Below are 17,118 nucleotides of genomic sequence, written 5' to 3' on the forward strand. Positions count from 1 at the left end.
GGAGTGGAGGGGCGCGCGACGGGCTCTGGCTGGTTCGGATCGACTCTCTACGGAGCCGTCGCCGATCTCGGTACCGACTGCGAACTCATCATCCAGGTTTGTCGTTGGAGGCGGTACCCGACGTCGCCGGGTACCGCACTTTGGTCTGGCTCGAACTCAGCTCTTCCGCTCACCAAGGGCCATCCTTCGACTCGCCGGTGTGCGGGTCGGTGGTGAGCGCGGCCGCGGCGACGGCGGTCCGCGGCTCGGCCGGGTCGTCGGGGTCGTCCGCCGGGGTGAGATCGGCGAGGTGGGCGTCAAGGTTGACGATGGTGTCGACGAAACCGTCGTATCGCACGATCCGGAAGTCCAGACCCAGCATCCGATGCAGAGCGCCGGGCGCCGCGCCACCGTCGTCGTCCACCACGACGAACCGGGTGAGCTTGGGCAGCCGGGTGCGCAGCAGCTCGCCACCGCTCGCGGCAAGGACGGTGTTCAGATCGTCCGCGTCCCTGGAAAGCATCAGCTCCACATACTCCAGGCGCATCCCCGACTCGCGGCAGAAGAGCTGGTACACGGTGTCGGGGCTGAGGACGAACCGCTTGGCCTGCCGGTAGCCGAGCGTGACGTACAGCCCGGCCAGGAACTCGCAGCGGCGAGCCACCTCGGGCGCCATGTCCGGTTCACCGCCCAGAAGCGCCGCGCTTCCGGTGTTGGTGAACCAGACCAGCACGTCGACGAGCCGGCGGACCGCCAGCAGCCCGTCTTCGTCACTGATGTCGTACCCGTCGTGCGTGGACCGGTTGCGGAGCCGACGGATGTCTTCGAGTGCGTCGATGACCGTGCTGCTGCGTATGTGCGGACGACAGCGTTTGACGAGGTCGTTCAGGGCCTTGGTCGAGGGGTCGCCCTCGATGCCGTGGTGGCGCTACAGCTCCTTGAGTAACTTCTCGGTCAGTTTGCCGATCAAGGCGACGGCGTTCTCGGGATAACCGTCGTTGAGGGACCTCAGCGGCCGTTCCAGATCGAGCCCCAGCCGATCGGCGATCCGCGAGTGATCGTCGAGTTCACTCCGTAGGCGCCTCAGCCGCTCGTCGACCACGGTACTCACGCGTCTTCACTCCCTCGTTGTCCGAGGATGAACGCGAACCGGTCGGGAAACACCAGGACGGGCTCCGGATGGGCGATCCGCATCTCTTCGACGCCCTTCTCGATCTCACTGTCGCTGAAGGTGGAGAGCAGGGACATGTAGCGGGCTCGGACCATGCCGAGGTACTTGTCCCGGCCGATGCGCAGCTCGTGCTCGACGTGGGTGAGTTCGGCTTGAAGCCCTGCCGCGCGCAGATGCCGCTCGATGGCGGCGGGGGCCGGCTGCAGCTCCTCGAAACGGTCGAGGGCCGCGCTGAACAGCGGGTACTGGATGGTGGCAGGGAGCATCACCACCAGCAGTCGACCTCCGGGGGCCAGTTGGTCGCTGAGACCCTGGAGTGTGCGCGCGGGGTCGGCCACATGGTGCACCGACTCCTTCAACCACATCGCGTCGAGCTGCTCGTACGGCAGGTGGGCGCGCCCTTCGGCGATGTCCTCGGCGGAGGCGACGACCGGCGTCAGATCGGGCGGCGGCGGTGTGCCGAGCCAGCGGAGCATCGCCTCGGACGGATCGACGCACAGAAGGGGACGGCGTGGTTGGACCTGCCTGGCTACTTCTTTGGCGAACAGGCCGGTGCCCGAGCCGATGTCGGCGATCCGGTCCGTGGGGCCGAGCTGCAACGCCTCGGCGATCCGGCCGGACATCCAGGGAACATAGTCGGGGCCGTAGACCCAGTGCTCGTCGTACTCTGCTGCCAGCTCCTCGTAGTGCCCACGCGCGTCGCGCCGCTCCACGATCCCCCTCGTGCCCCGTGTGTCACCGCCTGTGCTGTGTCCTTCGTCCATGCAGCCTCGTGGCGTCTGTGTCCGGACATCGGCAGGCTATCGCGGGTGCCTGAACGGCAACAGTGCGTAATACGTCAGTGGTTGGGTGATTGCGCGCGTCGTTGGCAGTGATTGCCGTTCACCGCCCTGGACAACGTGACCCGCCCGGCGCACACGATGGCCCGACGCGCAACGCTCTCTCGAAGGTCGCCGACTCGAACCAGGCGACGCGCTCGAAGGTCGCCCCCGGAATCAGGCGACGCGCTCGGCGTACAGCCCGACTCGTCTGCCACTCATCGCACTCCGCCCCAGTGCGCTGTGGCCGCAGCGCGCCCCCTGAACGCGGGAACCGGCGCCCTCGTGGTGCGGGGGATCTCGGACCGGCTCTCCGACAAGGGTGACGACAACGACCGCGTCTGGCAGCCGGCCGCCTCCCGCCACGCCGCCGCGTTCACGTTCGAGTTGCTCTACAACCTCACCGTCTCTCCGTCCTCCCGAGCGGGGTTGGGCGACGGGGTCCGGCAGATGCGCCGGACCCGCCGGACCGACGGGCAGTCGACGATCGGCTTCGGTCCCGACCACACGGCCGTCGTCGTAGCGGGGGACGGCGCGGTCGAGCGGTGGGATTTGAACTCGGGGGAGGAACTGCCCGGGGTGCCCGGCGGAGCCGAACTCCGCCTGGGCCACCAGGCCATCGTGTCCCCGACCCGGCACAGTGTCGCGGTGGCCCGTCCCAGGAGCCTGGACGTCGTGAACTTCTCGGGCAGGTCGGGCGAGCACCAGTACCGGTCGGTCCCGCTGCGCACCGATGAGTTCCTGGTCACCAGCGGGGGAGAGGTGCTCGCCACCCACGACAAGCGCCGGTTGGCCGTACGCAGCTTCGACGACGGCCGCATCCTCCGGGAGGTGCCCTGCCCGGCCGGGCTCGCGGCCACGTCGATCAGTGCGAACGGTTCGGTGGTCGCCATGGCCACCACCAACCGCGTCCATGTCCACCGTGAGAACGGACCGCCGGTCGAGAAGCGGATCCGCAACTGGATGGAGGTCCTCAAGCCGGGCTGTTGGCTCGCCGTCTCACCGTCGGGCCGGTATGTCGCCTGTGCGAGCTTCCGTGAGCTGATCGTCTGGCGGACGGGCACCGATGACGTCGTCCTGCACCGCGAGTTCAGCGGGCAGGAACGCTTCGACGGGTTCGGGGCCAAGGGCATGCGTCTGGTGTGCGCCGACGAGGGCCGTGTGCTGTGGCTGCGGCGCGGTCTTCTGTCGGAGGTGACCGCCGGCCCGGAGATCACGCACCTGGAACAGGCCGGTCGGTACGACGACTTCGCCGTCCACCCCGACGGTGATCTGCTGGCCGCCGTGGGCAGTACCGAGTTGGTGCGGGTGTGGCAGTGGAACGGCTAGCGCCGCGCTGACCGGGGCCTTCGCGGAGCTCGGTGCCGTGGTCATCCGGGATCCGCGGTCCCGGCTGTCCTTTGTGGCCCTTGTGGCCCGGGTGTCCAGCCCGCCGCCTTCGCCGTGCCGATGAGGAGCGGCCAGAGGGCGGCGGCCATAGCCTCGGGCGTGCCGGGACAGTCGCGGCGCAGCCAGTCGATGACGGTGCTGAGAACCGCGCCCGCCACGAACACGGCGGCCGGATCGTGCGGGACGTCCACCGAATCCTCGGCGCCGAACGGGGTGAGCGGCACGGTCGGCCCGACCGGCCCGACCGGCCCGACCGGCCCGACCGGCCCGACCGGCCCGACCGGCCCGACCGGCCCGACAGGTCCGGCCGAAGGGATCGTGGCGAGCGGGGCCTCCGCGTCGGCCGGGACGCGGCGCACGAGGGCGGCGACCGCCATGCGATGGAGCAGGTGGTTGATGACACGGGCGCTGCCGTCGTCACCCAACAGGGCCTGGTAGAGCGGGGCGTTCTCGGCGACGTGTGCGAACAGGTCCGGCAACGGGTCGGCCACGGGAACGCCCTCGGCGTCGAGCGGCGCGAGGGGTACCGGACTGGCGGCCACCAACTCGTCGAAGACCGACGTGCACGCGGCGGCGGCCAGATCGTGCACGTCCGTGTAGTGCTCGTAGAACGTCGACCGGTTGACACCCGCGCGCTTGGTGATGTCGGAGACCGAGAGCTGGCTGAGGTCCCGCTCGGTGATCAGTTCCCGCAGGGCTGTCTCCAGGGCCGAGCGAGAGCGGCGGGTGCGGGGATCCATGGCGGACGCGGGCATGGGCCGAGCTTAGCCTTTCCGCCACTTGTCGGATAACCGACATGTGCTGGATAGTGGCCCCGGGGAGCGCCCGGCGCTGCCGGAGGAGGAGCGGCCGTGCCAACCGTGCATCCGTGCCAACTCTGGCATCCGTGCCATCCGTGCCATAGGACACCGCAGCTGGCGACGGCGTCAGCGTCGACATCAACAACGGCGCGTCTGGCGCCGGCGGGACGGAGTCGGCCGTCGCCCCGCGCGACCGCTCCGGCGCGCGTCCACCGGGTCCCCGCGGGCCGGGCACATCATGATCGGCTGAGGCCGGATCCGGTCCCCGCCCCCCGCCCTCGCCGACGGGCAGGATCCGTCACGTCGGCCGCCCCCTCACGGCCCGCCTCCTCGCCCCACCGAACGGAGCAAGTCATGCCCCTCCTCGCCCGCCCGGCGGTGGCCTCCCTCGTCGCCAGAGCGATGCAGCGGGTCAACAGCCTGGTGATCGAACGGCACCTCGCGTCCTCCCTCTACAAGCGTTATCCGGAGTACCCCCGCACCACCCGCGAGCTGACCGTCCCGACCTCGGTCGCGCCGGCCCGTGCCGTGGTCTACCTGCCGGACATCGCCCCGGGCACGCCTGTGCCGGTGCACGTCAACTTCCACGGGGGTGGCTATGTCCTGCCGCCGATCGGGCTGGACGACCCCCTGTGCCGGTTCCTCGCTGCGGAGGCCGGGGTGGCCGTGGTCAACGTGGACTACGCCGTCGCTCCTCAGCACCCGTTCCCCGCCCCGCCCCGACAGGCGTACGAGATCGTCCGCTGGGTCGCCGAACACGGCGCGGAGCACGGCTGGGACGGCACCCGGCTCACGGTGGGCGGGCAGAGCGCCGGTGGCGGCCTCGCGGCGGCGGTCGCCCGGCAGGCCCTGGACGCCGGGGACGAGGGCGCGCCGGTCATCGCGCTCCAGGTGCTCCACTACCCGCCCTTCGACCTCGCGACCGGCGCCCGCGACAAGCGCGCGGCCATCGCCAGGCCGATGCTGCGCCCCTGGATGGCGGACGTCTTCGACTCCTCGTACGTACCGGATCCGCGTCAGCGCACCGACCCTCTGGTCTCCCCGGCCCATCCGTCGGACACGGCCGACCTCACGGGTATCGCCCCCGCCTTCGTCGTCACCGCCGAGAACGATCTCCTGCGCGCGGAGGGCGTCCGCTACGCCGAGCGGCTGCGTGGGGTCGGCGCGCTGCTCGGTCACTACGACGTTCCGGGCGCCGATCACGGTTACGACCAGAAGGACGCCGAAACGGCCAGAGGCGTGTACGCCCTGATCGCCGAGCGCGTACGACGGGCCACCGCGCCCGACGAGACCCTCAAGGAGGAGCAGCGATGAGTTCCACCACAGGTCTGTCGGGCCGGGCGGTCGTCGTCACGGGGGCCGGCTCCGGCATAGGCCGCGCGGCCGCGCTGCGGTTCGCGGCGGAGGGCGCCCGCGTGGTCCTCGCCGACATCAACGGGGAGGGCGCCGAGGCGGCCGCCAGGGAGATCTCCGCGGCCGGCGGCACCGCCGTCACCGTGATCGGGGACCTCAGCGATCAGCAGGTCGTCGACCGGGTCGTGGCCACCGCCGTGGACGCCTTCGGAGGCATCGACGTACTGGTCAACAACGCGGGCGTCATGGACAGGATGTCGGCCGCGGCCGACACGAGCGACGCCGAGTGGGAGCGCGTCCTGGGGATCAACCTCACCGCGCCGTTCCTGCTCAGCCGCGCCGCGCTGCCCCACCTCCTCGCGAGCGGCAACGCCGCGATCGTGTTCACCGCCTCCGAGGCGTCCCTGCGCGGCAGCGCCGCCGGTACCGCGTACACGGTCGCCAAGCACGGCATCGCCGGCCTCACCAGGTCCCTCGCCGTCATGTACCGCGACAAGGGAGTGCGGACGAACGCGATCGCCCCCGGCGGCACCGTGACGAACATCCAGGTCGAGTTGGACCGGGACGCGCACGGACCGTCCGTGATCATGCGCCATCTGGGCAACGCCGGCCGTACGGCGACCGCGGACGAGCAGGCGGCCGCCATCGTCTTCCTGGCCTCCGACGCCGCGAGCAACGTCAACGGCGTCATCCTCCCGGTCGACAACGGCTGGTCCGCCGTCTGAGGCCCCGCCCGGACGAGGCCGGAACCGGGTTCAGCCGAGAGGGTTGTCCCCGTTCCGCAGCGCGTCCAGGGCGGGCGCGTACATACGGGCCTTGATGGTGCCGAGCGTGGGGCCCGCCTTGCCGGCTTGGGCCCGGGCGAGCTCCACCGCGGTGCGGCGTACGGCGTCCTCGGCCACCGAGTGGTCGACGAGCCCGGCGGCGAGGGCGTCGTCGCCTCCGAAGCGGCGGGCGGTGACCATGGCCTCGTGCGCGGTGCGCGGCGTCAGCCGGGACTGGATCAGCGCGGACATGCCCGGGGTGAAGGGGATGTTGATGTCGGCCTCGGGCAGGCACCAGTAGCCGCGGTCGGCGCGCATCACCCGGAAGTCGTGGGCCAGGGAGAACATCGCGCCGGCCGCGAAGGTGTGCCCCTGCAGGGCGGCCACGGTGACCAGCGGCAGGGAGAGCGTCCGCGCGAACAGCTCGTGGACGCCGACGACGTACTCCTGGTGCTGGTCGGCATGGGCGAACAGCCAGTCCAGGTCAAGGCCGTTGGAGTAGAACTTGCCGGTGGCGGCGGTCACCAGGGCCCGCGGGCCCTCCGCCTTCTCCACCTCGTCCAGGGCCGCGTTCACGGAGGCCAGCCAGTCGGGGTGGAATCGGTTCTCGCCGTCTCCGAGGTCGAGGACGAAGACGTCGTCCTGGCGGTCGAGTACGGGCATGGTGCCCCCTTCGGGCTGGGTGGCGAGCCTCTGCCGACGCGAGTGGGCGGGCCGAGCCTCGACCATGAAGCTACTTGTCGGTAACTTATGACACGGGACATAGAGCCTGCAAGAGGTCCGCGAAACACGCTGCCGATACGGCCTGTTGGGGCGGTCCGTCGAAACGCGCCATACGTAGTGGCCGGTTTCGGTCTCCACCCTGTGGGAGCGCTTCCACGACAGTCATGACCATGCCATGCGACCGGCCCCGTCGCGTGGTGTCGCTGCGCCGTGCCATCCCCCAGTCGTGATCCGGAAGGGACCGACATGTCCGCCACTGGCAGCAACACCGTCGGGAGACCGTCGCGTTCGGGGCTCGCAGTGCTCTTCGGAGCGCTCGTGTCCCTGCTCGCCGCGATGCTCCTGAACGCACCCGGAGCCGCCGCCCGCGAAAGCGCCGAGGCGGCTCCCACCGCGGCGCTCACCGAGGTCACCAACTTCGGCAGCAACCCCAGCAACCTGCAGATGTACCTGTACGTACCGGACAGCGTCACCGCGAACCCCGCGGTCGTGGTGGCCGTCCACTACTGCACGGGATCCGGCCCGGCGATGTACTCCGGCACCGAGTACGCCTCCCTCGCCGACCGCTACGGCTTCATCGTCGTCTACCCGTCGGTCACCCGCGCCAGCAAGTGCTTCGACGTCGCCTCGCCCCAGGCACTGAAGCGCGGCGGCGGCAGCGACCCCGTCGGCATCAAGTCGATGGTCGACTGGGTCACCCGCACCTACTCCGCCGACACCGGCCGGATCTTCGCCACCGGCATCTCCTCCGGCGCGATGATGACGAACGTCCTGCTGGGCGACTATCCGGACGTGTTCGCGGCAGGGGCCGCGTTCTCCGGCGTGCCGTTCGGCTGCTTCGCCACCACCAACGGCTCCGAGTGGAACAGCGAGTGCTCCGGCGGCAACTCGATCCACACCCCGCAGGAATGGGGCGACCTGGTCCGCAACGCCTACCCCGGCTACACCGGCCCCAGGCCGCGCATGCAGGTCTGGCACGGCACCGAGGACGACGTGCTGCGCTACCCCAACTTCGGTGAGCAGATCAAGCAGTGGACCAACGTGCTGGGCGTCAGCCAGACCCCGGCCGCCACCGACTCACCCCAGTCCGGCTGGACCCGCACCCGCTACGGCGCCACCGGCGACCGGGCCCCCGTCGAGGCGATCAGCCTCCAGGGCGTGGGCCACAACCTGTACGCCAATGGCATGGCGGCCCGGGCCCTCACCTTCTTCGGCCTGGACAGCTCGGGACCCGCGCCCCAACCTCAGCCGGGCGCCTGCAAGGTGACCGCCACGACCAGTGCCTGGAGCACGGGACTGACCGGCTCCGTGACGATCACCAACACCGGCACCACCCGCATCGACGGCTGGAAGCTGGGCTTCACCCTGCCGTCCGGGCAGAGCATCACCAACGGCTGGGGTGCCACGTACGCCCCGGCGAGCGGCGCGGTGACGGCCACCAACGCCGCGTACAACGGCACGATCGCGGCGAACGCGAGCGTCAGCATCGGATACCAGGCGAACCACACCGGGAACAGCGCGCGCCCCGGCACCTTCACCCTCAACGGAACGACCTGCAGCAGCAGTTGACGGCCGCCTCCCCATCCGACAGTTGCTGACGTCCCGTCATGTCCTGGTGGCCGGTGAAGAGTTACCGGCCACCGGGGCCCGTCTTCCGCTCCAGAAGTCCAGAAGGAGAAGCCGCGCCCGTGAAGCCGTCGACATCCGTGAAGCCGCCGTCCTCCGTGAAACCGCCGAGAGGGTCGACCTCGTCCAGAACGCCGTCGCCCGCCCACCTGATCACCACCTGCGTACTGGTCCTGGCCCTCCTCGTGACCGCGTCCGCGGTGGTGGCCCTCGCCAAGGGCCCACGGCCCGCGGACCGTGCCGCCGCTCCGGCCGCGTCCTCCGCCCGGCACTGGGTCAACACCTGGACCGCGATGCCGCAGCTCACCGAGCCCGGCAACATGCCGCCTCCGCCGTTCACCGAGGACCGTGCGGTCCTGGTCGACACGACGCTGCGACAGACCGTGCGCGTCTCGACCGGCGGCGGACGCATGCGGCTGCGGTTCTCCAACGCCTTCGGCGACACCCCGCTGCCTCTGACCGCGGTGACCGTGGCTCTCCCGCTCGACGGCCGGGCGGGTGTCAGCGCGGTCGAACCGGGCTCACTGCGGCGGGTGACCTTCGCCGGACGTGCGTCGGCGACCGTGCCCGTCGGGGCCCAACTCGTCTCCGACCCACTGGACTTCGGCCTGCGGCCGGGCTCGAACCTGACCGTGACCGCCTACCTCGCCGAGGGCCAGCCCTCCCGCGCGCTCACCTCGCACCCCGGATCGCGTACCACCTCGTACCTCCAGAAGGCCGACCACACCCGGGACCCGGACCTCCCACAGGCCACCGCCGTCAACCACTGGTACCTGCTCAGCGACGTCGAGGTGCTCTCCGGTCCCGACGCGGCGGCGGTCGCCGTCGTGGGCGACTCGCTGACCGACGGCCGCGGCTCCACCACCAACGGCAACGACCGGTGGACCGACCGCTTCCTGGACCGGCTGCGCGCGCACCCCGCGACCGACGAGGTCGCGGTCCTCAACCAGGCCGCCGGAGGCAACCGCGTCCTCAACGACGGCCTCGGCCCCAACGTCCTCGCCCGGCTCGACCGGGACGTCCTGTCCCGCAGCGGAGTCTCCTGGCTGGTCCTCTTCGAAGGGGTCAACGACGTCGGCACCGCCGCCGCCACACCCGCGGCCCAGCGCGACGTCACGGCCGCACTGATCGCCGCGTACGAACAGATCGTCGTCCGGGCGCACGCGCAGGGCATCCGCGTGTACGGGGCCACGCTGACCCCGTTCGGCGGCAACACGATGTACGACGATCCCGCCGGGCACCGCGAGGCGTCCCGGCAGGAGATCAACACCTGGATCCGTACGAGTGGACGGTTCGACGCGGTCGTCGACTTCGACCGTGCCGTACGCGACCCGCAGGACCCGCGGCGCCTGAGGCCCACGCTGCACGACGGGGACTGGCTGCACCTCAACCCCGAGGGCTACCGGACCCTGGCGGCAGCGGTGCCCCTGCGGCTCTTCCACGGCCGGGCGGGCTGACCGGGCCCGCTCGACGTCCGAAGGCCCGGACGCTCCGCCGATCCCGCACTCCGGTTTCCCGGCGTCCCGGCCTTCGGTTACGCGCGCTTCTCGGGGGTGTGCCCCTCGGTGTCCGGGTCCGGCGGTACCGGCAGCAGATCGTGCAGCTGCGTGTACCGCTGGGCGCAGGCAGTCTGCGCGATGGCCTGCGAGACGGCGTCGGCCAGCGGGCGTGTGGACTCGCTCACCAGGCGGCGGGCCTTGTCCGTGAGGGCCACCTCGATGCCGCGCCGGTCGCCGCACGCCGCGTTCTTGGTGATCAGCCCCGCGTGCTGCAGACAGGCCACCTGATAGGTCAGCCGTGTCTTCGGGCGGCCCAGCAGCTCGGCGATCCGGGTCATCCGCAGGGTGGCGCCGGGCTGGTCGGCCAGCAGGCACAGGACCAGGAACTCGTCGTGCGAAACGCCCATGACGTCCTTCACGCGGGACCGCAGCAGCTGCTCGATCGCCCCGGCCGCGGCCAACAGGCGCATCCAGGACCGCAGTTCGGCCGGCAGCAGCCCGGAGTCACCCGTCGGCTCGTGTTCGGGCTGGTCAGCAGGGTCGGAAGAGGCGGCCATAGTCACCCAGTCTACCCATTGTTCAAATTTGGATGATGGGCTAGCGTGTGGTCATCCAAATTTGGATTACTGAGTGCATCGCTCGCAACCACCAGGAGAAGTCCCATGACCGTTGCCGTGGAAACCGGACTGTGGCAGCTCGACCCCGCCCGCTCCACCGTCGCCATCAAGCACCGGACGATGTGGGGCATGGTCACGGTGAAGGGTGCCTTCGGCGGCGTCACCGGCGAGGGCGAGGTCCGGCCGGACGGCACCGCGCGCGGCACGATCACCGTGGACGCCGCGTCCCTGGACACCAAGAACGGCAAGCGGGACGAGCACCTGCGCGGCGGCGACTTCTTCGACGCCGAGCGGCACCCCTCGCTCGTCTTCGCCGTCCGCGACGCCGTGGTCCGCCAGGACGACACGGCCGAGATATCCGGTCAGCTGACCGTCCGCGGCATCAGCCGACCGCAGTCCGTCACCGCCCGGGTCACCGGAGCGAGCGCCGACGCGGTCACGCTCACCGCGGAGTTCACCGTGGACCGGGACCAGTTCGGCATGGGCTGGAACCAACTGGGCATGATCCGCGGCCTGACCACGGTCACGGCGACGCTCGGCTTCACGCGCACGCCCGCGTAGGAGGCCCGCGTAGGAGGGGCGACAGCGCACGGCACCCGCCGCCGGCAGACCGACCGGCTCCCGCGTCAGGGTGTCGGGCGCTTCCCACGCGTCCCCACCGCGGGGAGCAGGGCCGTGACCTCCCAGCCGGTGTCCGGGCGTGGCCCGGTGCGCAGTTCCCCGCCGAGCGCGGTGACGCGTTCGGTGAGGCCGACGATCCCGAAACCGCCGCCACGGGCCGCGTGCGGCATCTGCGTGCCGCCCCGGCCGTCGTCGCGCACCAGCACCCGCAGGGTGCCCTCCGCGTACGTCAGACGGACCGTGACCTCGGTGGCGTCGGCCGCGTGACGGCGTACGTTCGTCAGCGCCTCCTGGACGACCCGGTGCGCGGCGGCCTGCACCTCGTGGGGCAGGCTGCCGGGCACCGAGGGGTCGCGGTCCAGCAGTGCCCGGGGCCCGGCCGGACCGCCGAACCTCTCGACCAGGTCGGCGAGCGCCGCCAGGTCGCCCGCGGGGTGGAGACCGGCGGTCTCCGGCCCGGTGTTCGCCGGTCCGCCGCCATCCGGCCCGGCGCCGTTCGACCCGCCGCTCTCCGGTCCGGCGGTCGGGTGCGGGGCCTCGCGCAGGATGCCGACCGTACGGCGCATCGAGGCGAGGGCCTCGGTGGCGGCGTTCTGGATGCCCGCCAGGACCGGGTCCAGGTTCTCGGGCTCGGTGGTGACCATCATGCGGGCCACCTGGGTCTGGACGAGGATGCCGGTGACGTGGTGGGCGACGAAGTCGTGCAGGTCGGCGGCCATGGCGAGGCGTTCCGAGCGGCGGGTCTCGGTCACCGCGACCCCTCGCCGATGGTCCAGGGTCCGCAGGTAGCCGCCGAGCCCGGCCATGATGCCGACCAGCAGCAGAAGCACCAGCGTGGCCCCGAAGAGGCTCGAGGTGTCGTTCATCTTCAGGGCGTCCTGCACCATCCGCAGCGGCTGGACCACGACGGCCGCGCCGTCCAGTACGGCACACATGACCGCCCATTGCGGCGGGCAGTCGCGCACGGCCACCAGCAGCAGGCAGAGCAGGATCGCGATCTCGCCCGGTCCGAACCCGTCCATCCGGCCGCTCGGTGCGGCCACGGCGGTCAGCGCCAGGGAGACGCCCGCGGGCACGCCCGTACGCACCTGTGGGGTGAGCCACTCGGGACGGTGGCCGACCGGCCAGAGCAGGGCCGCGAGCCCCAGGGGAAGCACCACGAACAGCGGCCACACGGCGCTGTTCCCGGAGGCCGCGATCAGCAGGTCCACGAGGGCCAGCAGAACCAGGACGGTGACGCCGGCCGTCCGCAGGCAGCTCTGCCGGCGGGAACGGGGCGCGGTGGGGTCGTCGGTCGGACGCACGAGATTCACGCCGCTCACCGTACGGAGCGGGGGAGGGCGGGTGGATCGGCCGATCGGCTGACCCGGTGGCACACGTACCCCGGGGACAGTGGCCGTTCGGCCGAGGCGCCGGGGGCCGGGCGGAGGCGAGAGTCGAGGCATGTCGAACACCTCGACGCCAACCCCCGGCTCCAAGGAGAACCCCATGCAGCGCAGGCACATGATCGTCGTCGGTGCCACGGCCACCGTCCTCGTCGGCGCGGGCGCCGGAGTGACCTACGCGGTCAGCGGCACCCAGTCGACCACGGGACTGGACAAGTACTCCAGTGTGACCGTCGACGGCCACAAGGCACTCAGCGCCGACATCCTCCAGGGCCGTATCGAGTCCAAGTACCAGCCGCTGCCGTGGGTCGGCCGTGACATCGGCGCGGTGTCCTGCCCGAGCGGCCTGAAGGCGGTGGCCGGCGCGTCCGTCACCTGCACCGCGAAGACGCCGGACGGCAAGCGCGTGGAGATCCCGGTGCGTGCCGTCGAGGCGACCGGCACGTCGATCACCTGGAAGTTCGAACGCTGAGACGCGTCCTGACGCCCGGCGAAAAACCGCGAACCGCGAACCGCGAACCGGGCACGGCGAATTGAGAATCGAGAAGGGAACGGCACACGATCATGGGCACCGTCCTGTCCGGGCTCGGCCTGGTCAAGAAGTACGCGTCCGCCACGGCACTCGACGGAGTCGACGTCGAGGTCGGCGAGCGCGAGTCGCTGGCCATCATGGGCCCGTCCGGGTCCGGCAAGTCGACACTCCTGCACATCCTCGCCGGGATCATCCGCCCGGACGCCGGGCAGGTCCTGCTGCGGGGCGAGCGAAGCGAGATGGGGGTCCCCCCGGCCGAAGGCTGGGGGCGCATCGACACCTGGGGCGAGAACCGGCTCAGCGCGATGCGCAGGCGGCGGTTCGGCTTCGTCTTCCAGTTCGGCCAACTGCTGCCGGAGCTGCCTGCCGAGGAGAACATCGCCCTGCCGCTGATGCTGGAGGGCGTACCGCGCAAGCAGGCCGTCGCCCGGGCCCGGCGCTGGTTCGCCCCGCTCGGCCTGGACGGGCTGGAGCAGCGCCGCCCCGGACAGCTGTCCGGCGGGCAGGCCCAGCGGGTCGCCATCGCCCGCGCGCTGGCCGTCGAGCCGGACGTGGTCTTCGCCGACGAGCCGACCGGCGCGCTGGACCAGACCACCGGCGAGGAGGTCGTCCGGCTGCTCACCCGGGTCACCCGCGAACAGGGCGCGTCGCTGGTCATGGTCACGCACGACGCGGATGTCGCCGCCCACTGCGACCGGGTCCTCCAGGTCCGCGACGGCCGGGTCCTCGGGTTCAGCCAGTACACGGTGGCCCCCTGACCGAGAGCCCTGCCGTCCACCCCCGACCCGTACCACCGGAGCCCCGTATGCCCTCCCCCCTCTTGCCCCTGACCTGGCACCTCGCCCGCCGCTCCGGCCGCCGCGGACTGCAGTCCCATCTGCTGGCCGCCGGAGCCGCCGCCGTCAGCGCCCTGGTGCTGCTCGTCCTGCTCGCCGCGTGGTCCGGGGCCGGCACACGGGCCGACCGCACCGACTGGCGGACGCCGCAGCCCGACAGGAACGGGACCGCCGTCCAGACCCTGTCCACCACCTTCGTACGCGGCGAACCGGTCACCGTCGTCGACCTCGCCCAGCTGCCGGGCCGCGAGGCCACCCCCGCACCGCCCGGCGTGGCCGCCTTCCCGAAGCCGGGCCAGGTCTACCTCTCGCCCGCCCTCGCCGAGCTGGTGCACAGGCTGCCCCGCAACCAGCTCGCCGACCGGTTTCCCGAGCCCCGGGCGTACGGGACGGTCGGTGACGCCGGACTGGCCGCCCCCGGCGAACTCCTCGCCGTGATCGGCCGGGCTCCCTCCGACCCGGCGGTGTCCGAGGCCGCGGGTCAGCCGGTGATGGACTCCGGGCTCGCCGGCCGCGCGGTCGTCTCCGGCTTCTCCGGCACCACCCCAAGCGTGTTCACCGCACAGGACCGGTCCGGGGCGCTGATCGGCATCGGCCTGCTCGTCGTGCCGGTGATCGTGCTGGCCACCGCCGCCGGGCGGCTCGGCGCCGCCCGCCGCGAACAGCGCCTCGCCGCGCTGCGACTGGCCGGGGCGACACCCCGGCAGATCCTCGCGATGACCGGCGCCGAGGCGGCGGCCGTCGGCGCGGCGGGCGCGGCCACCGGCGCCCTCGCCTACGCGGCGCTGCTGCCCGCCCTGGCCGGCCTGCCGTTCGGTATCGGCACCTGGTTCGCCGCGGACCTGTGGGTCGGCGTGGCCGGGTCGGCCGCCGTGGTCGCCTCGGTGGCCTCGCTCACCGCACTCAGCGCCGTCAGCGCGCTGCGCGAGGTGGTGCGTTCACCTCTCGGTGTCGCCCAGCAGTCCGACCCGCGGCGCACCCGCATGATCCGCCTGGTCCTCTTCGCCGGCCTCGTGCTCTACGTCGTCGTCACGGCGCGGGACGGCGGCCTGAGGATCTCCCAGCAGGTCGCGCTGCTGATCCTCTTCTACGGGGCCTTCTGGATCGTCGGCCCGTGGGCGACCGACCGGATCGGCAGGGTGCTGGCCCGGTTCGCCCGCAGGCCTGCCACCCTGCTGGCCGCCCGCAGGCTCAGCGACGACCCGCGCGGAGCCTGGCGCACCGTCAGCGGCCTGGTCCTGGCGGGCTTCGTGGCCGGGTTCTTCTCCGTCGCGCACCTGAGCTTCGACACCTTCGAGCACCCGGACCAGGTCGCGGTCGCCGCCCCGGACGGGGCACATGGGCGGGCCGCCGTACGGGAGAGCGCGGACCGGGCCCGCGAACTGCTGAAGGACGCCGGGGTGCCTGCCACCGTCCAGGCCCTCACCGGGGATCGGTCCGACGGGTCACTGCTGTTGGGCGGCCCGGGCATCCTGGCCCGGATCTCCGGAAGCGACCCGGCCCGGCTCGATGCCGCCGCGACCGCGCTGGCGCCGCTGAACCCCGTCTCACCCCCATACACCGACAAGAGCCTCACCGCGGTGGACGATCTCGTGCAGGACCAGCTGCGGGATCTGAGCCTCGCGTCGATGGCGGTGAGCTTCCTCGTCGCCACCGCCTCAGCCGGTCTCACGGCCGCGGCGAACGTCCTGGACCGCCGCCGCGTCTACGGCCTGCTCCGGCTGGCCGGTACCCCGCTCCGGGTTCTGGACCGGGCCAGGGTCCGGGAGACCGTGGTCCCGCTCGTCCTCCTTGCCGGAACCATGACGGGGTGCGGTGTGTACGCGGCGGTGAAGCTGAACGAGGCCGGCGGCACCACGCTCGACGCGACCGGCGCGCTGCGACTGGGGCTCTGCGCCCTGCTCGGCGCGGCCGCGATGTTCACGGCGATCGGGGCCAGCCGCCCGCTGCTCCGCGCGGTCACCGACAACCCGTCCCAGCAGCCGGACTGACGCCCGACGCGTGCGCCGAGGGGGAGGCGGCCTCTGATCGCGCGGATCCGGCCCGGCACATGGCTGCCCGGCTCCGGCCCGGCTCATGACCTCCGGGCCCCCACCCCGCACCCCTCCCCACCCCCGCACCCCGCACCCCGCACCCCCAGCGGGGTACGCCCGAGCCCCGAGCGGGGTACGCCCGAGCCCTCCGCCCGGGCGCACCCCGCCCGGGCTTCTCTCCCGTTCCGTCCTTCACGTCAGGCAAGATGCGCCCATGACCGACCGCACCCCGATCCGTGTCCTGATCGCCGATGACCAGGACATGGTCCGTACGGGATTCCGCTTCTTCCTCGACGCGCAGCCCGACATCACGGTGGTCGCCGAGGCCTCCGACGGCGAGGAGGCCGTGACACTGGCCCGGCGGCTACGGCCCGACGTGTGCCTGCTGGACATCCGTATGCCGAAGCTGGACGGGCTGGAGGCCACCCGTCTGCTGGCGGGGCCGGGCGTCCGCGACCCGATGCGGGTCGTCGTGGTCACCACCTTCGACCTCGACGAGTACGTCTACGGCGCCCTGAACGGCGGCGCCTGCGGTTTTCTCCTCAAGGACTCCGGGCCGGTCCTCCTCGCCGAGGCCGTCCGGGCCGCTGCCGTCGGCGACTCGCTGGTGTCCCCGTCCGTCACCGTGCGTCTCCTCCAGCACGTCACGGCCACCCGGGCACCGGCGCCGTCACCCCTCGCGTCCGCTCCCGCCCACCCCCAGGAACCCTTGACCGAGAGGGAGTTGGACGTCGTGCGGCTGGTGGCCCTGGGGCACACCAACGCCGAGATCGCCGCGTCCCTGTTCGTCTCCCTCTCGACGGTGAAGACGCACCTCACCAGCGTCCAGCACAAGCTCCCGGCCCGGAACCGTGTGGAGATCGCCGCCTGGGCCTGGCGGACCGGCCACGCGGACGGCCGGACGTAGCGGACGGGAAGCACTCCCGGAGCCCTACATGTAAATGGGATCCATTTTCATGTAGCGTGTGCGTC

The 17,118-nt window shown here is 71.9% G+C and carries 17 protein-coding genes; 10 read left to right on the forward strand and 7 right to left on the reverse strand.

The window, feature by feature from the left end:
- Positions 1–169 precede the first annotated feature (169 nt).
- The 3 genes from O1Q96_RS09670 to O1Q96_RS09680 all read right to left on the reverse strand — a co-directional run bounded on the left by O1Q96_RS09670 (position 170) and on the right by O1Q96_RS09680 (position 1,914).
- Positions 170–712 carry a hypothetical protein gene (locus O1Q96_RS09670; RefSeq protein ID WP_269247766.1) on the reverse strand — a complete coding sequence of 181 codons (543 nt, stop codon included), beginning with the start codon at positions 710–712 and terminating at the stop codon, positions 170–172.
- Positions 713–907: 195 nt separating this feature from the next.
- Complete coding sequence (locus tag O1Q96_RS09675; RefSeq protein ID WP_269247767.1) at positions 908–1,090, reverse strand: hypothetical protein; 183 nt, start codon at positions 1,088–1,090, stop codon at positions 908–910.
- A complete protein-coding gene (locus O1Q96_RS09680) occupies positions 1,087–1,914 on the reverse strand; it encodes a class I SAM-dependent methyltransferase (RefSeq protein WP_269247768.1) in 828 nt (275 codons plus the stop codon). The genes O1Q96_RS09675 and O1Q96_RS09680 overlap by 4 nt, the downstream gene beginning before the upstream one ends.
- Before the next feature lie 297 nt (positions 1,915–2,211).
- Between O1Q96_RS09680 and O1Q96_RS09685 the strand changes: the two genes are divergently transcribed.
- Entirely contained in the window at positions 2,212–3,297 is a 1,086-nt protein-coding gene (locus tag O1Q96_RS09685; RefSeq protein ID WP_269247769.1) for a WD40 repeat domain-containing protein, read from the forward strand.
- A 41-nt stretch (positions 3,298–3,338) separates the two neighbouring features.
- Here the strand turns inward: O1Q96_RS09685 and O1Q96_RS09690 are convergent, their stop codons facing one another.
- Positions 3,339–4,112 carry a TetR/AcrR family transcriptional regulator gene (locus O1Q96_RS09690; RefSeq protein ID WP_269247770.1) on the reverse strand — a complete coding sequence of 258 codons (774 nt, stop codon included), beginning with the start codon at positions 4,110–4,112 and terminating at the stop codon, positions 3,339–3,341.
- Between the two features lie 399 nt (positions 4,113–4,511).
- On the opposite strand from O1Q96_RS09690, the gene O1Q96_RS09695 reads away from it, so the two are divergent.
- Complete coding sequence (locus O1Q96_RS09695; protein WP_269247771.1) at positions 4,512–5,471, forward strand: alpha/beta hydrolase; 960 nt, start codon at positions 4,512–4,514, stop codon at positions 5,469–5,471.
- A complete protein-coding gene (locus O1Q96_RS09700) occupies positions 5,468–6,235 on the forward strand; it encodes an SDR family NAD(P)-dependent oxidoreductase (RefSeq protein WP_269247772.1) in 768 nt (255 codons plus the stop codon). The genes O1Q96_RS09695 and O1Q96_RS09700 overlap by 4 nt, the downstream gene beginning before the upstream one ends.
- Positions 6,236–6,265: 30 nt before the next feature.
- Here O1Q96_RS09700 and O1Q96_RS09705 read toward each other — a convergent pair whose 3' ends face one another.
- On the reverse strand, positions 6,266–6,937 hold the full coding sequence (locus tag O1Q96_RS09705) for an enoyl-CoA hydratase-related protein (RefSeq protein WP_269247773.1): 672 nt from the start codon (positions 6,935–6,937) through the stop codon (positions 6,266–6,268).
- A 306-nt stretch (positions 6,938–7,243) separates the two neighbouring features.
- Here O1Q96_RS09705 and O1Q96_RS09710 point away from each other — a divergent pair, with 306 nt between their 5' ends.
- Both O1Q96_RS09710 and O1Q96_RS09715 read left to right on the forward strand, forming a co-directional pair.
- On the forward strand, positions 7,244–8,566 hold the full coding sequence (locus O1Q96_RS09710) for an extracellular catalytic domain type 1 short-chain-length polyhydroxyalkanoate depolymerase (RefSeq protein WP_269247774.1): 1,323 nt from the start codon (positions 7,244–7,246) through the stop codon (positions 8,564–8,566).
- 206 nt (positions 8,567–8,772) lie between these two features.
- Complete coding sequence (locus tag O1Q96_RS09715; protein ID WP_269253550.1) at positions 8,773–10,080, forward strand: SGNH/GDSL hydrolase family protein; 1,308 nt, start codon at positions 8,773–8,775, stop codon at positions 10,078–10,080.
- Between the two features lie 77 nt (positions 10,081–10,157).
- On the opposite strand, the gene O1Q96_RS09720 is transcribed toward O1Q96_RS09715, so the two are convergent.
- Positions 10,158–10,679 (reverse strand): MarR family winged helix-turn-helix transcriptional regulator, encoded by a 522-nt coding sequence (locus tag O1Q96_RS09720; RefSeq protein WP_269247775.1) that lies wholly within the window; start codon positions 10,677–10,679, stop codon positions 10,158–10,160.
- Positions 10,680–10,784: 105 nt separating this feature from the next.
- Here O1Q96_RS09720 and O1Q96_RS09725 point away from each other — a divergent pair, with 105 nt between their 5' ends.
- Positions 10,785–11,300, forward strand: a complete 516-nt coding sequence (locus O1Q96_RS09725) for a YceI family protein (RefSeq protein ID WP_217455513.1) — start codon at positions 10,785–10,787, stop codon at positions 11,298–11,300.
- A 65-nt stretch (positions 11,301–11,365) separates the two neighbouring features.
- On the opposite strand, the gene O1Q96_RS09730 is transcribed toward O1Q96_RS09725, so the two are convergent.
- Positions 11,366–12,682, reverse strand: coding sequence for a sensor histidine kinase (locus O1Q96_RS09730; RefSeq protein WP_269247776.1), 1,317 nt, complete (start codon positions 12,680–12,682; stop codon positions 11,366–11,368).
- A 166-nt stretch (positions 12,683–12,848) separates the two neighbouring features.
- Here O1Q96_RS09730 and O1Q96_RS09735 point away from each other — a divergent pair, with 166 nt between their 5' ends.
- From O1Q96_RS09735 to O1Q96_RS09750, 4 genes are all read left to right on the forward strand, one after another.
- The gene (locus O1Q96_RS09735; protein WP_269247777.1) at positions 12,849–13,217 is read left to right on the forward strand and encodes a DUF4333 domain-containing protein; all 369 of its coding nucleotides are present in this window, start codon (positions 12,849–12,851) and stop codon (positions 13,215–13,217) included.
- A 92-nt stretch (positions 13,218–13,309) separates the two neighbouring features.
- The gene (locus O1Q96_RS09740) at positions 13,310–14,035 is read left to right on the forward strand and encodes an ABC transporter ATP-binding protein (protein WP_269247778.1); all 726 of its coding nucleotides are present in this window, start codon (positions 13,310–13,312) and stop codon (positions 14,033–14,035) included.
- Between the two features lie 47 nt (positions 14,036–14,082).
- Positions 14,083–16,104 (forward strand): ABC transporter permease, encoded by a 2,022-nt coding sequence (locus O1Q96_RS09745; RefSeq protein WP_269247779.1) that lies wholly within the window; start codon positions 14,083–14,085, stop codon positions 16,102–16,104.
- 256 nt (positions 16,105–16,360) lie between these two features.
- Entirely contained in the window at positions 16,361–17,053 is a 693-nt protein-coding gene (locus O1Q96_RS09750; RefSeq protein WP_269247780.1) for a response regulator, read from the forward strand.
- The last annotated feature ends 65 nt before the right edge of the window (positions 17,054–17,118 follow it).

This window comes from Streptomyces aurantiacus (assembly GCF_027107535.1).
Lineage (GTDB): Bacteria > Actinomycetota > Actinomycetes > Streptomycetales > Streptomycetaceae > Streptomyces.

Coding starts and splice junctions, on each gene's coding strand:
- O1Q96_RS09680 (WP_269247768.1), bottom strand. CDS start 1,914: ATGGACGAAGGACACAGCACAGGCGGTGACACACGGGGCACGAGGGGG.
- O1Q96_RS09690 (WP_269247770.1), bottom strand. CDS start 4,112: ATGCCCGCGTCCGCCATGGATCCCCGCACCCGCCGCTCTCGCTCGGCC.
- O1Q96_RS09695 (WP_269247771.1), top strand. CDS start 4,512: ATGCCCCTCCTCGCCCGCCCGGCGGTGGCCTCCCTCGTCGCCAGAGCG.
- O1Q96_RS09700 (WP_269247772.1), top strand. CDS start 5,468: ATGAGTTCCACCACAGGTCTGTCGGGCCGGGCGGTCGTCGTCACGGGG.
- O1Q96_RS09705 (WP_269247773.1), bottom strand. CDS start 6,937: ATGCCCGTACTCGACCGCCAGGACGACGTCTTCGTCCTCGACCTCGGA.
- O1Q96_RS09710 (WP_269247774.1), top strand. CDS start 7,244: ATGTCCGCCACTGGCAGCAACACCGTCGGGAGACCGTCGCGTTCGGGG.
- O1Q96_RS09720 (WP_269247775.1), bottom strand. CDS start 10,679: ATGGCCGCCTCTTCCGACCCTGCTGACCAGCCCGAACACGAGCCGACG.
- O1Q96_RS09725 (WP_217455513.1), top strand. CDS start 10,785: ATGACCGTTGCCGTGGAAACCGGACTGTGGCAGCTCGACCCCGCCCGC.
- O1Q96_RS09735 (WP_269247777.1), top strand. CDS start 12,849: ATGCAGCGCAGGCACATGATCGTCGTCGGTGCCACGGCCACCGTCCTC.
- O1Q96_RS09740 (WP_269247778.1), top strand. CDS start 13,310: ATGGGCACCGTCCTGTCCGGGCTCGGCCTGGTCAAGAAGTACGCGTCC.
- O1Q96_RS09745 (WP_269247779.1), top strand. CDS start 14,083: ATGCCCTCCCCCCTCTTGCCCCTGACCTGGCACCTCGCCCGCCGCTCC.
- O1Q96_RS09750 (WP_269247780.1), top strand. CDS start 16,361: ATGACCGACCGCACCCCGATCCGTGTCCTGATCGCCGATGACCAGGAC.